Below are 16,460 nucleotides of genomic sequence, written 5' to 3'. Positions count from 1 at the left end.
AAAATTTATGAATACATTCACTAAAGCAGTTTTACTTTTATTTGCTTTTACAATTATTTCGTGTGATAAAGATTATAACACGTTAGGCTCTGATATTGTTGGAGATGAGCATTTTAATTTTGAAAAAAGGACGGTTCAGAATTTGACTTCATATTCTATGGGAGCCGGTCCGGTTCAAACCAATAATCTTCCATTAAATTCCTTAGGTATTTATGATAATCCTATTTTTGGAACTACAAAAGCAAATTTTGTTTCCCAAATAGAAATGGTATATGAAAACCCAAGTATAGGCTATGATTATGATATTACAGCTAATGATTCTGTCTATATTTATATTCCTTTTTTCAGTACTTTACAGAGCACTACTGAGAGTGGAGAAGGTATTTATGAATTAGATTCAATTTATGGAGATCCAACACAAAAATTTAATTTAAAAATTTACGAAAACGGTTATTATTTAAGTGATTTTGATCCGACAACACCCAATCCAAATGAAACAGCTCAAAAATACTTTTCAGATTTTAATACAACTATTTTCAACAATAAAGGAAGTTTAGTTTTAAATTCAGAAGGAGACTCCAGTGAAAATACCGAGTTTTTCTTTAATAAAAATCAAATCGTTTTATATGAAAGAAATGGTAATGGAGAATTTCTTAACAGTTCTGGTCAAGTAACAACTAATTCAAGTGAATATGTTGTTAAAGAAAGAAAACTTCCAGGAATTTGGATCAATTTAAACAAAAACACTTTTAAAACAAAAATACTTGATGCAGTTGCAGATGGAAAACTATTCAACAACAATATTTTTAAGCAACATTTCAAAGGTCTCTATTTTAATGTTGAAGAAATAAATCCAAAACAAGGTTCATTAGCAAACTTAGATTTTTCTAAAGCAGAGTTGGTAGTGCAATATCGATCTTATAGTGATAACGATTCTCCTCATTCAACTGCAATCAAAAAGAATTCTTTAACGTTTAGAATGGGTTATTCAGCAGCTGGTGTTAGTAAATGCAACTCAATTAATTTATTTGATTTTTCAAATATAACTTCAGGATATCAAAACGCACTATGGGCTACTGTACCACAAGAAAAACATTATTTAAAAGGAGGTGCAAATGGTTCGGTTGTCTACATCGACGCTTTTAATACAACAGAATTAGCAGAGTTGAGGGCTAAAAAATGGTTAATTAATGAAGCAAATTTAGTTTTTTATGTAGATCAAACAACTATGAGTGCTGCTGAATATGAACCGCTAAGACTTTATTTATATGATGTAACTAATAACAGACCTTTGTTAGATTGGTATTATGATACTACCGTTGGATCAAATACTAAATACAATAAATATGTTCATGATGGAATTATTCAAAAAGAAACTAGTGGAAAAGGAATAAAATATAAAATTAGAATTACCGATTATATAAATAATGTTTTGAACGGAACAAATCCTAATAATAACGGAAATTCTAGATTAGGACTTGTAGTTACAGAAAATATAAATATCTCAACAAACTTAAGTTTTAAAAATCCATTAAGTATTGGTGCAGATACTGTAGAGTTTTTGCCATCAGCGTCAATAATGAATCCTTTAGGTACTGTTATATATGGTGCTCAAAGTACAGATCCTGATAAAAAATTAAAACTTGAAATTTATTACACGGAACCTAATTAATTAATTGTATGTGTGGAATTGTTGGTTATATTGGACATAGAGACGCTTATCCTATTATCATAAAGGGATTAAAGCGATTAGAATATAGAGGTTATGATAGTGCTGGTTTAGTTCTGTTTGACGGAACTGACTTAAAACTATCAAAAACAAAAGGAAAAGTTTCTGATTTAGAAGCTAGAGCAGAACTAGAAGGAACAACTAAAGGTTTTGTAGGAATGGGACACACTCGTTGGGCAACTCATGGAGTTCCAAATGATGTGAATTCTCATCCTCACTTTTCAAATTCTGGAAAATTAGTAATCATTCATAATGGAATCATCGAAAATTATGAACCATTAAAAATTGAATTAATTAAAAGAGGTTATAAGTTTCAATCTGATACAGATACAGAGGTCTTAATCAATTTAATTGAAGAAGTTAAGAAAAAAGAAAATTGTAAACTTGGAAAAGCAGTTCAAATAGCATTAAATCAAGTAGTTGGTGCTTACGCTATTGCCGTAATAGATCAAGAAAAGCCTGATGAAATTGTAGTAGCTCGTTTAGGTAGTCCATTGGCTTTAGGAATTGGTGAAGATGAATATTTTATTGCTTCAGATGCTTCTCCGTTTATAGAATATACTTCAAACGCTATTTATTTAGAAGATGAAGAAATGGCAATTGTGCGTCTTCACAAACCAATTAAAGTTCGTAAAATTAAAGATGACTCTTTAGTTGATCCTTATATTCAAGAACTTCAAATGAATTTGGAGCAAATTGAAAAAGGGGGTTACGATCATTTCATGCTGAAAGAAATTTACGAACAGCCAAGTGTAATAAAAGACACTTACAGAGGAAGATTACATGCTAATAAAGGAATTATCCGAATGGCTGGAGTTGAAGATAATCTTGAGAAATTCACAAATGCTAAGAGAATATTAATAATTGCATGTGGAACATCATGGCACGCTGGATTAGTTGCAGAATATATTATTGAAGAATTTGCAAGAATTCCTGTTGAAGTAGAATACGCTTCAGAATTTAGATACAGAAATCCAATTATAAACAAAGATGATGTTGTAATAGCAATTTCGCAATCTGGAGAAACGGCTGATACTTTGGCTGCTATTAAATTAGCAAAAGAAAACGGAGCTTTTGTATTTGGAGTTTGTAATGTTGTAGGTTCGTCAATTTCTCGTGAATCTCATGCAGGTGCTTATACACATGCTGGACCAGAAATTGGAGTAGCTTCTACAAAAGCCTTTACAACTCAAATTACTGTTCTAACAATGTTAGCTTTGCGTTTGGCAAAAGCTAAAGGAACAATGAATAATTCTGATTACCAAAGATATTTGTTAGAACTAGAATTAATTCCAGAAAAAGTTGAAGAAGCACTTCAGACTAATGAAGTAGCTAAACAAATTGCTGAAATTTATAAAGATTCTCCAAATTGTTTATATTTAGGAAGAGGTTACAACTTCCCAGTTGCTTTAGAAGGAGCCTTAAAATTAAAGGAAATATCATATATTCACGCAGAAGGTTATCCAGCAGCAGAAATGAAGCACGGACCAATTGCATTAATTGACGAATCTATGCCAGTAGTTGTAATTGCACCTAATAAAGGACATTATGATAAAGTGGTAAGTAACATTCAAGAAATTAAATCACGTAGTGGAAAAATTATAGCAGTGGTAACTAAAGGAGATACACAAGTAAAAGCTTTAGCGGATCATGTTATTGAAATTCCAGAAGCTACTGAAGCATTAACTCCATTGTTAACCACAATTCCTTTACAATTATTGTCCTATCATATTGCGGTTTTACGCGAATGTAATGTCGATCAACCTAGGAATTTAGCAAAATCAGTAACCGTAGAATAGTATATTTAAAGCGAAATTGAAAGATTTCGCTTTTTTATTGCAAAAAATTCAAAAAATAAATTGCAAAAGTGTTTTGAAAAAAACTATCTTTGCACACGGAAAAAAGCATCTTTTTTTCAACAGTAAATAGCTATTAAATAAATACATAAGTAATGTCTAAAGTTACAGGAAAAGTTTCAAAAATTATCGGACCAGTTGTTGACGTAGTTTTCAGCACAGAAGGTATCGAACTTCCAAAAATTTATGATTCATTAGAAATCACTAAAAAAGATGGTACATTATTAGTACTAGAAGTACAATCTCACATTGGAGAAAATACTGTTCGTACTATCTCAATGGATTCAACAGATGGTTTAGCGAGAGGAGTAGAGGTAGTTGCTACAGGTGCTCCAATTCAAATGCCAATTGGTGAAGATGTTTTTGGACGTTTATTTAACGTAATTGGTGATGCCATTGATGGATTAGGAGATCTACCAAAAGCAGGAGCTAGCGGTTTACCAATTCACAGAAATGCACCTAAATTCGAAGATTTATCAACAGCTACTGAAGTATTATTTACAGGAATTAAAGTAATTGACCTTATTGAGCCTTACGCAAAAGGAGGTAAAATTGGTTTATTTGGTGGAGCAGGTGTTGGTAAAACAGTACTTATTCAAGAATTAATTAACAACATCGCAAAAGGACACGGTGGACTTTCAGTATTCGCAGGAGTAGGAGAAAGAACACGTGAAGGAAATGACCTTTTAAGAGAGATGTTAGAATCAGGAATTATCAAATACGGTGATGATTTCATGCACTCTATGGAAGATGGTGGATGGGATTTATCTAAAGTAGATAAAAATATCATGAAAGATTCGAAAGCTACTTTCGTATTCGGACAAATGAATGAACCACCTGGAGCTCGTGCTCGTGTGGCTTTATCAGGATTAACTATTGCTGAATATTTCCGTGATGGAGCAGGAGATGGACAAGGAAAAGACGTACTTTTCTTCGTGGATAATATCTTCCGTTTTACACAAGCTGGTTCAGAGGTTTCGGCTCTTTTAGGTCGTATGCCATCTGCGGTAGGTTATCAACCAACTTTAGCAACAGAAATGGGTGTGATGCAAGAGCGTATTACATCAACAAAAACAGGTTCTATTACATCTGTACAAGCGGTTTACGTTCCTGCGGATGACTTAACGGATCCAGCACCAGCAACAACGTTTGCTCACTTAGATGCTACAACTGTATTGTCTCGTAAAATTGCTGAGTTAGGTATTTATCCAGCGGTTGACCCGTTAGATTCTACTTCAAGAATTTTAACTCCAGAAATCTTAGGAAAAGACCATTATGCTTGTGCTCAAAGAGTAAAAGAAATATTACAACGTTACAAAGAATTACAAGATATTATCGCAATTCTTGGTATGGAAGAATTATCTGAAGAGGATAAATTAGTTGTAGGTAGAGCAAGACGTGTACAACGTTTCTTATCGCAACCATTCCACGTAGCTGAGCAATTTACAGGTATTCCAGGAGTTTTAGTAGATATTAAAGAAACTATTAAAGGATTTAACATGATTATGGACGGTGAATTAGATCACTTACCAGAATCTGCTTTTAACCTTAAAGGTACTATCGAAGAAGCTATCGAAGCTGGAGAAAGAATGTTAGCAGAAGCATAAATCAGTTAGTAGATGGTAGTTTGGCAGTATTCATTTAGTGCTAATCACTAATCACTAATTACTAATCACTAAAAATTATGATTTTAGAAATAGTATCACCAGAAGCTACATTATTCAAAGGAGAAGTTACTTCGGTAGCCTTACCAGGTGTTAATGGTGAGTTTCAAATGTTGAATAATCACGCACCAATTGTTTCTTTATTGACAAAAGGTAATGTTAAAATTAATGCTCCAAAAATCACTATTGAAAAAGAATTTGCTTCTAAATTCAATAAGGTTAACGAGCAAACATTTTGGTTACCGATCAACTCTGGAACAATTGAGATGAATGAAAATAAAGTTATTGTTTTAGCTGACTAAGACAACAATTTATTCTATAAAAAAAGCCAAACAATAACGTTTGGCTTTTTTATTTGCATTAAGTAAGTTCTTTATTCTTTTACATACTCCAAAATGTCTGCAGGTTGGCATTCTAATTCTTCACAAATAGCTTCTAAAGTAGAAAATCGGATGGCTTTTGCTTTACCTGTTTTAAGAATAGATAAATTAGCAACAGTAATTCCAACCTTCTCAGCCAATTCATTGCTTTTCATTTTTCGTTTGGCAAGCATTACGTCTAAGTTTACAATTATTGGCATAGTTATATAGTTAATTCGTTTTCAGTTTGAATTTCAATTCCTTTTTTTACTACATGTGAAATAATAAAAAGTATCACAGCCATAAACAACCAAACATCAGCTCCTTCTAAGTTCAACAATTGTAAATTAGCTGCTTGAAGTCCTTGTTTAGAAAAGAATTCAGAATATTTTTCACCTGAAATAGAAAATAATCCAATTCCTAAAGCAAGATAGGATAGTTTTGTGATAAACTCTTTTAATTCCAAACTAAAGGGTTTATAAAAATCTAACTTTTTATTTAGGAATAATTTTATGATAAGGTAAAACATAATAGCTTTCAAAATAGCAACAATACTCATTATAATTGCTACAACCATAAAATAACCATAATCATATTGGTAAAGACTAGATAAATATTCCTTTCCTTTCCAAAAATTTTCAACACCATCAGGATTAATGAAAAGCGAAATAAATGTATTGACGACAATTGCACCAGCTTCAATACATAAACCAATAAAAATAATCCACGAAAGTATTTCCAATACCTTCAAGATTTGATTTGTTGTGATTTTAATTTCCATACTTATTTAATTAAAATTATTCGACAAATATATAAAAATTATCGAATAACAATAAAAAAACATTAAAAAAGAATAAAAAAATTATTTTTTGCTAACTAAATCATAAGCTAGTTTCAGTTTTTTAACCACAATTTCAATTTCTTCTTCATTCAAATGGCCAAAACCAAATCGAATGGCACAAGTACTTTTATTTTGATAAAGTATTGTTTTTGGAAGTAATAAATCATTTTTTTCTGCAACTTCTGTTAATTTTACCAATGAAAATTTAGGTTCAAACTGTAGCCAAATAGCCAATCCACCAGAAGGTTTTGTCCATTGAACTCCTTTTTTAAAATATTTGGATAGCATTTCACACAAAAAATCACGTCTTTGTTTATACTGAATGGTGTTTTTCTTAATTAAACGGTGAATTTCTCCTTCATAAATTAATTCAGATAACATTTGTTCCTGAATAACATCACCTTGTCTGTCTAACATTTTTAAATAATTTTTAGCTTCAACAATCAAATTATAAGGAGCTACAACAAACCCAGTTTGAAAACTTGGAAATAAAGATTGCCCTAACTTTCCCAAATAAATTACATTTCCATTCGCATCAGAACTTGCCATTGGTAACATTGCTGAACCTTCAAACTGAAAATCATAATCATAATCGTCTTCAATAATGGCAAATTCAAATTCCTTAGCCAATTTCAATAATTCCAACCTTCGTTCTGCACTTAATGTATGTGTAGTTGGATAATGACGATTGGAACAAACATAAACACAGCGAATTGATTTTTTTATATAATGTTTTTTAATGTAATTAATGTCTAAACCATTTTCATCAATTGGAATAGTGTGAATCGTAGCTCCAACTTGCTGAAAAATCATATTAGCAGCATAATTACTCAAATTTCCCACTAAAACCACATCATTTGGTTGCAGTAAGAGCTGTGATACGATGTACAAACTCATTTCTGTACTTCTTGTACTGATTAAATTTTTAGGTTCAATGTGAAAGCCACGAGTAGCATTCAGATAATTACACAATTGATTTTCATAAACAGAATGTTTTGAATTGGCATTTTCATTCCATTTAGAAACCACAGTTTTTCGTTTCATGGAAGCACTATACCATTTTGAAAATTGATGAACAGGATGCAATCGCAAATCGGGTTGTCCATCATTTAAAGTGTATTTCGTTTGAAGTGTTTCCGAAATTGAAGCCAAATGAAAGGAAGGTTTAAAATCAAATCCAGTTTTTTTTGCATATGCATTGTCTTGATTTATGGGATACGAAATCGCTTTAATGGCTGCCGTTTTCTGTTCTGGTACTAAAACAAACGTTCCTTTATTGGGAATAATCTCAACCCAACCTTGTGAGGCTAACTCATCATAAACAGCTACGACTGTATTTCTATGAATGTTCAGCAATTGACTCAAAGTTCTGCTTCCTGGCAAAGAAGTTCCTTTTGTCAAATAACCACGTTGAATCGCATCAATAATTTGATGAGAAATTTGGATAAAAACGGCAGTCGAACTCTTTTTTTCAAAATGAATTAACTGTTTTAAAAGATCATTAACCGGACTATTCATGATTTGATAACTGGACTATATTACTCGTCCGGAAAGTTACGAATTTTGCAGCGTTTTAAAATAAACATTTAAAAATTATGAAAAATTCAATCTTAGTAGCTTCTTTAGCCTTATTTTCTTTAGTAGGAAAAGCACAAGATATTCAACAGAAAACAGATTCATTACGTGAAGTTATAGTGACTTCTTCAAGAATTGATTTACCTTTTGATGAAAATTCAAGAACCATTCAAATTGTTACAGCTTCTGATATTCAGAAATTAGGAATTACAAATGTAGCAGATGCATTGCAACAAGTAGCTGGAATTGATGTAAGAAGACAAGGTGTAAACGGAATGCAAGCTGATTTATATATTAGAGGTGGAAGTTTTGACCAAACGTTATTATTAATTGATGGTATAAAAGTAGATGACCCACAAACAGGACACCACACATTAAATCTAGCATTGCCAATAGAAGTTATTGAAAGAATCGAAATCATTAAAGGACCAGCGGCACGTATTTTTGGACAAAATGCTTTTTCTGGAGCTGTTAATATTGTAACGAAAAGCAATTCTCAAAACGAATTAGTAACCAAATTGCAAACAGGTTCTTATGATCAATTTATGGCTGAAGCTACTGGTTCAATTAACTTAGACAACAGCAGTCATATTGTTCATTTTAGCAAGAATTTTTCAAATGGTTATAGAGAAAATACGGATTTTGACAATCAAAACTTATTTGTAAAGAGTCAATTTAATAAAAATAAATTACCAATTAACTTTATTGCTACTCATGCTGAAAGAAAATTTGGAGCCAATGGATTTTATGGAATTTCAACTGCAAAACAACAATATGAAGAAACTCAAGCGAGTTTAGTTGGATTTTCTACTGTAATTAAAAAAGGAAACTTAACATGGAAACCAAGAATTTATTGGAGAAGAAATCAAGATGAATATATATACATCAGAAGCAATCCTTCCATTTATAGAAATTTACATATTACCAATAAAGTAGCTGCAGAATTAAATGGTTCTTATGCTTCAAATTTGGGAACAACTGGGTTTGGAGTAGAATTTTCTAAATACTATATTGGAAGTAACAATTTAGGAGACAATCAAAGAGAAATTGCGACTTTATTTTTAGAACATCGTTTTCAATTTTTAAATGATAAGTTAGATGTAACTCCAGGAATTGCAGCTTCTTATTTTTCAGATTTTGATAACAAATTATTTCCTGGAATTGATTTAGGATATAAAGTTACTGATGGTTTAAGAGTGTATGGAAATGTTGGATTTACATACAGAGTGCCAACGTATACTGACTTATATTACATTGGACCACAAGCTATTGGAAATGAAAATTTACAACCAGAAGATGCATTTGCTCAAGAGTTAGGAATTCGTTGGAACACTAATAAAGTTAATGTATCGTTGGTTGGTTTCAACAGAGATTCAAATGATTTGATTGATTACGTAAGATTAAATCCTTCAGATGTTACTTTTACACCTTTAAACATTCAAGATGTCAACACAAAAGGGTTTGAAACACAATTGGATTACAAATTCAACTTGAATAACTTAGGTCAAAAAATTAATGTTGGATATACATTTATGGAAGATGAAATCCAGCAAACTTCAGCAGCAGAATCGAGATATTCAATCAATTCTTTAAAACATCAATTAGTGGGTTCTTATCAAATGCAATGGTTTAAAAACTTTACCAATGCAATTTCATATCGTTATTTAGAAAGAACTTCAGGTATAAGTTATAATGTTGTTGATTTAAGTGCAGTGTATAAATTAAAAGAAATGGAATTGTCCGTTTATGCCAATAACATTTTCAACACTGAATACTCTGAGACAAGTTTAATTCCAATGCCAAAAGGAAACTTATTATTTGGATTAAAATACACTTTTAAATAAAAAGAATTTTTTAAATACTAAGAATCCGTTATAACCTTTAAGTTGTAACGGATTTTGTGTTTTACAATTATCAATTATTAATTTTCTCCAATTCCTTCACTTTCTCATAAATCAAATCGTTTTCCCAACCTTTTCTAATGAAATAATCGCAGAATTTTTTTCTTTTTTTCATAAGATTTTTTTCTAAAATAGTTTCCCAATGTTTTTCAGCTATATCATCAAAAGTTTCAAAATAAAGAGAATCATTGATTTCCTTTAAAGCAATTTTAATGATTGTAGATGAAATATTTCTGGCTTTTAATTCATTAATAATTCTAACTTTTCCCCATTTTTTATAATTGTGTTTTCCTCGCACAAAACTTTGAGCAAAACGTTCTTCATTAAGAAATTTATTATCAATTAAATAAACCATTATCTCTTCTTTTTCTTGAGAAGATAAATTAAAAGAAAACATTTTTTGATACACCTCTTGATGACAACGATCTTGATAAGCACAATAATACTCAAGCTTTTTGCGAATTTCAACGATAGAAAATGTATTCGAACGGTTGTTTTGCAATTATTTAATGATTATTTAATGGTGTTTTGAATTAATTTATTGCTTAATGTACTAATATATAGTAACTTTGTTTGTTAAAATAGAAATAGTACCCCAAAAGTATTTAATAAATTAATACAATCAAAAAATGAAGAAACTTTTACTCGCTATAATTTTATTATGTTCATTTATTAGTTTTGGACAATCTATATTTGAAAACCCGATAACGGATTCTAATCCTAGTGCATCAAATCCTTATACAAATGGACAAATAGTTAATCCGAATATAACAGTTTCTGGTATTGGAAGAGGGACAGGAATTAGTGGTTCAAATGCAAATAACAGATATAATGCTAGTGGTTGGGACAATACTGTTTTTGATGTAAATGATTATTTTCAATTTACTCTTACACCAAATACAGGTTTCGCAATAAATTTCACTAATTTTATATATACAAGTCAAGCATCAGGAACAGGTCCAACTAATTTTGTATACAGATCAAGTGTTGATGGCTTTTCTTCTAATATTGGAACTGCATTAGTTACTGGAACGACTATATCACTAACTGCTGGAGCATATCAAAACATTACAACTCCAATCACTTTTAGAATATATGGATGGGGAGCATCAGGTTCAGGAGGAACATTTAGCATTAATGACTTTACCTTTAACGGTACTGTTGTAGCAACTGGTCCAATTTCAATAACATCTGGAGATTGGAATGTAGGTTCAACTTGGAATACTGGAATAGTACCTTCAGCCACTGATAATGTCACAATTTCTTCAGGTGACGTAGTTCACACAAACACATCACTAACTAGAAATGGAAACACTCAAGTAAACGGTACATTTGAGCTGAGAGATGGTGGTTTCGCTTCTGGAACAGGGACTTTTACTTATAATGCAACAACAGGTACTCTGAATTTTAATGCATCTTCGAGTTATGGAGTTGATAATACACATGTTTATTGGCCAACTACAAATGGTCCTTTCAATGTAAGTGTTTTAAGTGGTGGAGTAACCTTAAATGCAGGTGCAAACAGAACAGTTAATGGTTTGTTTTCAACAGCTGCTGGTGTTACATTCGGTAGTTCAACGTTAACCTTAAACGGAACATGTAGAATAAATGGTGGAGGTTTTTTTAATAATGCACCCATTTATGGAGCAAGTTCAACCTTATTATATAATACTGCTGGAACTTTTAATAGAGGAATAGAATGGATTTTTAATGGTGTTGGAACAATAGGAACAACACCAGGTTATCCCAATAATATACAATTAGGTAACAATACAACTCTTGATTATAACAACGGTACACCTTTAAACAAAGCTATAGCTGGAAATTTGACGATTGATGCTGGTTCTAGTTTTTACATGGATTATGGAGGATTACCTTCTGGTGGGACATTAACCGTTGCAGGAAATATAGTTAATAATGGAAACTTTACATTAGGAAATGCTATTGGTGATGACTTGCGTTTAAACGGAAATTTCACCAACAACGGAGTTTTTAATGGAAATGGAAGAGCTATTTTCTTTACAAAAAACGGAACGCAAACCATTACATCAACTCCACTTTTAACTATACCATACATTGTTCAACAACCTTCATCGGGAACAAATACGATTCAATTAATAAATGATTTAATCGTTTCTGCACCAGCTGGTGGAAATGCAATTTCTTTTAGTAGTGCAGCTGATATTTTTGATATTAATTCAAGAACATTGACTATTGGAACTGTTGGTGTGGCTAATACAATTTCAGGTTCAGGAACTTTTAAAGGAAGTACAACTTCAAATTTAATTTTATTTGGAAATGGAAGTTTAGGAACTTTAAGCTTTACATTAGGCTCCCAAATATTAGGAAATTTAACTTTAAACAGGCAAGCTGGAGTTATCGGTTTTGATTTAGGAACTGATTTATCTATAAATAGTACTTTACTATTAACAAACGGAATCTTAAACACAGTTGATAAAACTCTTACGATTACAAATTCTGGATTAATCACAGGAGGGAATGCTTTAAATTATATCATTGCTGATTATACAGCTGGTGGATTTTTGAGAAAAAATTTCAATGCTGTAGGAGCATTTATATTTCCAATTGGAGATAGAGTTGCTTCAGCAGATGGTTCTCAATATTCACCAATAACAATTAATTTTACAGCTGCAACATTTAGTTCAGGATATGTAAGTTTAAATGTAGAAGATTCAAAAGAACCAAACAATGAAGCTCCAACAGATTATATTACTAGATATTGGAATTTAATTGGTTCAGGAATTACAAATGCAACTTATAATGTAACAGGAACTTATTTGCCAGTTGATATTAATGGAACAGAATTAAACTATAAATCAGGAAGATATGCTACTTCAAATTCTACTTGGACAGAAGGGCCAAATGTAATAGGTGGCTCAAATACAATTATTTTAACAGGATTAACTTCTGCAACAGGAGCTTTAACTAGCGAAAACCATTACACAGCTGGGAATCCGTTTAAAGGAGCAGAAATTGATGTGCAAGGAAATGGTGTTAGTATTGCAGACGGAGATACAACTCCTTCTGTTACAGACGATACAAGTTTTGGATCGGTCGTTACCAATACGAATACAACACATGTTTTTACTATCCAAAATTCAGGAAATTTAGATTTAATTTTACCTTCTAATTCAATTAGTCTTTCTAATACAACTAATGGTTTTAGTGTTACACAACCTTCTCTACTAACTATTCCACCAGGTTCTTCTACAACATTTTCGGTGACGTTTAATAGTGCGGTTGCTGGTACTTTTACAAATACAATAAGCATAATAAATAACGATTTAAATGAAAATCCTTATGATTTTGCTATAAATGCAACTGCTTTTGTTCCTGTTCCAGAAATAAATATTGCTAGAGACCAATCTTCAACAGATATTCCTTCGGGTTCAGCAGCTAGTACAGGATACAATACAATTTTTGCAGCTTTGAATATTGGAAGTAGTTCAAATAAAACCTATTATATTGAGAATGAAGGAACAGCTACTTTAACAATTGGAGCAGTAACTATAACTGGAGCTAATCCTGGAGATTTTTCTATATCAGCTATATCTTCAACTATTGCTGTGGGTTCTGTCTTGACAAGTTCTATACCATTTACGATTACTTTTACTCCTCAAGCATCAGGAGTCAGAACAGCAACCATTTCAATTGTCAATAATGATTCAAATGAAAACCCTTATACTTTTGATGTACAAGGTACAGGAAATTGTCCTTCTTACACTACAACATTATCACCTTCGTCAGGACCAGTAGGAACCACAGTTTACATTACTTCTTCCATGAATTTATCTGGTGCTAATACAGTTACACTAAATGGAACTTCATTACCAGTAACAGTGATTAGTCCAACGCAAATTTCAGTAGTTATTCCTTCTGGAGCAATTACAGGAAATTTAATTGTTGGCAACAGTCAAGGCTGTTCTACTACAAATACATTTACGATCATAGATAATTTAACCAGTGGATGTGAAGGAGGAGGAACAAGTGCAACTAATCTTTTCATTAGCCAAGTAACAGATGCAAACACAGGAGGACTATCTTATATAGAACTTTACAACGGAACAGGAACATCAATAAATTTAGGAACCTATAGACTTGAACTTTATAATAATGGTAGTTCAACAAATAATGGTGGTTCTGTATCTTTACCGTCATTTAGTTTGGCAAGTGGAGGAGTTTATGTTGTGGCAGTTGGTACAGGTGGTGCAACATGTTCTGGAGTAACTGGTTCAGATGGAAGTTTAGCCAATTTATCATCAGGAATTTCAGGGATAAACTTTAATGTTGGTGAGAATGACCATATAAAACTATTTAATAATACAACTGAAATCGACAGATGGGGTGTATATACTTCTAATAATTGGGCTGATGGTTTAGGACTTGGTACTGAAGGTGCAAATTTTGTTAGAAAAAGTACAGCAACTGCACCAAGTTTGACTTACAATAATAACGATTGGAATATTATAGAGTGGACTGATTGTTCAAACAATAGTTATTCAACAATAGGTGCTCATAATTTTTCTTCAGGTACACCACCAACTATTACTAGTCAACCGACATATACACCAAATTGTGGCACGGTTGTTTTAACCACAACAGCCTCAGAAGGTTTTACAGGTGGATTTGGATTAGTTTATCAATGGTATGTTAATATCCCAGGAAACTCCACATGGACAGCTTTAACAGATACAGGTGTTTATTCCGGAACAACTAGTGCTACTCTATCTATTTCTTCAACAGCTGGTTTAAATAATTACCAATATTATTGTCAAATAAGAGAAAATAGCGCTACATGTTATACAGCTACTAATGCAGTAAAAATTAGTGATGATATTACTACTTGGAATGGTAGTGCTTGGTCTTATGGAGCTCCAACGTTAAATAGAAAAGCTATTATAAATGGAAATTATATTACAGCTTCTCACGGTGATTTTGAATGTTGTGTATTAGAGATTAATGCTTCAAATACTTTGACAGTATCAGCTGATGGATATGTAGTTATTGAAAATAACATTATTAATAACGGAAATGTGATTGTTTCTTTAGATGGTAGTATTGTTCAAGTTAACGAAGCAGATACAAACTCAGGAACTTACACAGGGACAGCATTTCAAGTGCATAGAGAAGCTCAAGCAAGAAACCTAGATTATGTATATTGGTCTTCTCCAGTTGAAAATTTCAATGTATCTAATTTGCCAAATTCGCACCGATACAAATGGTTTCCAACAGCTCCTAATCCAAATAGTACTCAAGGAAATTGGTTGGCTGCTTCTGGGACAATGGCTTTTGGTGAAGGGTATATTGCTAGAGCTTCAAATGGATCATCAGCAGCAGTTGCCTTGCCAATTACTTTTCAAGGAGGAAAACCACACAACGGCCAAATAAGTGTTCCAATTGAAAGAGGATTTACAACTGGTACAGATGATTCTTGGAATTTGTTAGGAAATCCATATCCATCAGCAATGGACGCAGATTCGTTTTTAACTGATAATACAAATATTGAAGGAAGTGTTCGAATTTGGATGCATGGAACTTTGCCAGCCGCAAGTCCAAGCCCATTTTATCAAAATTTCACTTACAATTATACGGAAGATGATTATATTGTGTACAATGGAACGGCAACTTCAATACCAGCTACTTTTAACGGCAAAATTGCTTCTGGACAAGGTTTCTTTGTCAGAATGTTAGAAGATGGAGAAACAGACATTACACCACCAACTAATACTACAACTGCTGCTACTTCAAGTGTTTTGTTTAAGAATGCTTATAGAAGAGCTTCTGATGGAAGTGTATATGATAATTCAGAATTCTTTAAGAATAGCTCATCAACAAATGAAAAAAGTAGAATTTGGTTGGATTTAATTTCGCCAAATAATGCGGTTACTAGAACAGTTGTGGGTTATGTGCCTGGAGCAACTTTAGCGAAAGACAGAATTTATGATGCATTAATTGATGTTGACGCTTTTAAACTTTATACGTTAATTAATACTCAAAAACAAGCTATTCAAGGAAGACCAGTGCCTTTTGATGCTAACGACTTAGTGCCAATGGGAATGTTTATTGAAACGGCTGGAAATTATACTGTAGCCATTGCTGCTGTTGATGGTTTGTTTTTAGATGCTTCACAAAATATATATTTGGAAGATAAATTGTTGAATATCATTCACAATTTAAAACTAGCTCCTTATACTTTTTCAACTATTGCAGGTGAATTTAACGATCGATTTGTTTTGAGATATACCAATGCAGTTTTAAGTAATCAGCATTTTGAAATAACGAATGGTTTAGTAATTGCTTCTAATCATAAGGTTTCGCTTTTAGCCTATGAAAACATACAATCAGTTGTAATTTTTGATGTTTTAGGAAGAAAGATTTATGACAAAAACAATATCAATTCAACTGAAGTTGTATTAGATCATTTGACACCAACTAAAGAAGCATTAATTGTTAAAACTATTTTTGAAGACGGAAAAGTTGTTACAAAGAAAATTATATACTAATTGAAATTTAG

General features: G+C 32.0%; 10 protein-coding genes. 6 read left to right on the top strand and 4 right to left on the bottom strand.

Features of this window, described 5'->3' with window-relative positions:
• Positions 1-7: 7 nt before the first annotated feature.
• The 4 genes from AABJ49_RS02645 to AABJ49_RS02630 all read left to right on the top strand — a co-directional run bounded on the left by AABJ49_RS02645 (position 8) and on the right by AABJ49_RS02630 (position 5,551).
• Positions 8-1,672, top strand: a complete 1,665-nt coding sequence (locus AABJ49_RS02645; RefSeq protein ID WP_338375895.1) for a DUF4270 domain-containing protein — start codon at positions 8-10, stop codon at positions 1,670-1,672.
• An 8-nt stretch (positions 1,673-1,680) separates the two neighbouring features.
• Positions 1,681-3,528: a glutamine--fructose-6-phosphate transaminase (isomerizing) gene (gene glmS, locus AABJ49_RS02640; RefSeq protein WP_338375894.1), complete on the top strand. Its 1,848-nt coding sequence runs from the start codon at positions 1,681-1,683 to the stop codon at positions 3,526-3,528.
• Positions 3,529-3,680: 152 nt separating this feature from the next.
• The gene (atpD, locus tag AABJ49_RS02635) at positions 3,681-5,192 is read left to right on the top strand and encodes a F0F1 ATP synthase subunit beta (protein ID WP_338375892.1); all 1,512 of its coding nucleotides are present in this window, start codon (positions 3,681-3,683) and stop codon (positions 5,190-5,192) included.
• Positions 5,193-5,269: 77 nt separating this feature from the next.
• Positions 5,270-5,551, top strand: a complete 282-nt coding sequence (locus tag AABJ49_RS02630) for a F0F1 ATP synthase subunit epsilon (protein ID WP_338375890.1) — start codon at positions 5,270-5,272, stop codon at positions 5,549-5,551.
• Between the two features lie 71 nt (positions 5,552-5,622).
• Here AABJ49_RS02630 and AABJ49_RS02625 read toward each other — a convergent pair whose 3' ends face one another.
• The 3 genes from AABJ49_RS02625 to AABJ49_RS02615 form a co-directional block, all read right to left on the bottom strand.
• Entirely contained in the window at positions 5,623-5,829 is a 207-nt protein-coding gene (locus tag AABJ49_RS02625; protein ID WP_026717633.1) for a helix-turn-helix transcriptional regulator, read from the bottom strand.
• Positions 5,830-5,831: 2 nt separating this feature from the next.
• Complete coding sequence (locus AABJ49_RS02620) at positions 5,832-6,389, bottom strand: DUF2975 domain-containing protein (RefSeq protein ID WP_338375886.1); 558 nt, start codon at positions 6,387-6,389, stop codon at positions 5,832-5,834.
• A gap of 81 nt (positions 6,390-6,470) precedes the next feature.
• On the bottom strand, positions 6,471-7,967 hold the full coding sequence (locus AABJ49_RS02615) for a PLP-dependent aminotransferase family protein (RefSeq protein WP_338375884.1): 1,497 nt from the start codon (positions 7,965-7,967) through the stop codon (positions 6,471-6,473).
• Positions 7,968-8,044: 77 nt separating this feature from the next.
• On the opposite strand from AABJ49_RS02615, the gene AABJ49_RS02610 reads away from it, so the two are divergent.
• A complete protein-coding gene (locus AABJ49_RS02610) occupies positions 8,045-9,868 on the top strand; it encodes a TonB-dependent receptor (RefSeq protein ID WP_338375882.1) in 1,824 nt (607 codons plus the stop codon).
• A gap of 70 nt (positions 9,869-9,938) precedes the next feature.
• Here AABJ49_RS02610 and AABJ49_RS02605 read toward each other — a convergent pair whose 3' ends face one another.
• On the bottom strand, positions 9,939-10,322 hold the full coding sequence (locus AABJ49_RS02605; RefSeq protein ID WP_338375881.1) for a regulatory protein RecX: 384 nt from the start codon (positions 10,320-10,322) through the stop codon (positions 9,939-9,941).
• 232 nt (positions 10,323-10,554) lie between these two features.
• Here AABJ49_RS02605 and AABJ49_RS02600 point away from each other — a divergent pair, with 232 nt between their 5' ends.
• The gene (locus tag AABJ49_RS02600; RefSeq protein ID WP_338375878.1) at positions 10,555-16,449 is read left to right on the top strand and encodes a choice-of-anchor D domain-containing protein; all 5,895 of its coding nucleotides are present in this window, start codon (positions 10,555-10,557) and stop codon (positions 16,447-16,449) included.
• Positions 16,450-16,460 lie beyond the last annotated feature (11 nt).

The sequence above is a fragment of the uncultured Flavobacterium sp. genome (assembly GCF_963922255.1).
GTDB lineage: Bacteria > Bacteroidota > Bacteroidia > Flavobacteriales > Flavobacteriaceae > Flavobacterium.
The sequence above is the reverse complement of the archived record's forward strand: the minus strand, read 5'-3'. Positions and strand labels throughout refer to the sequence as shown.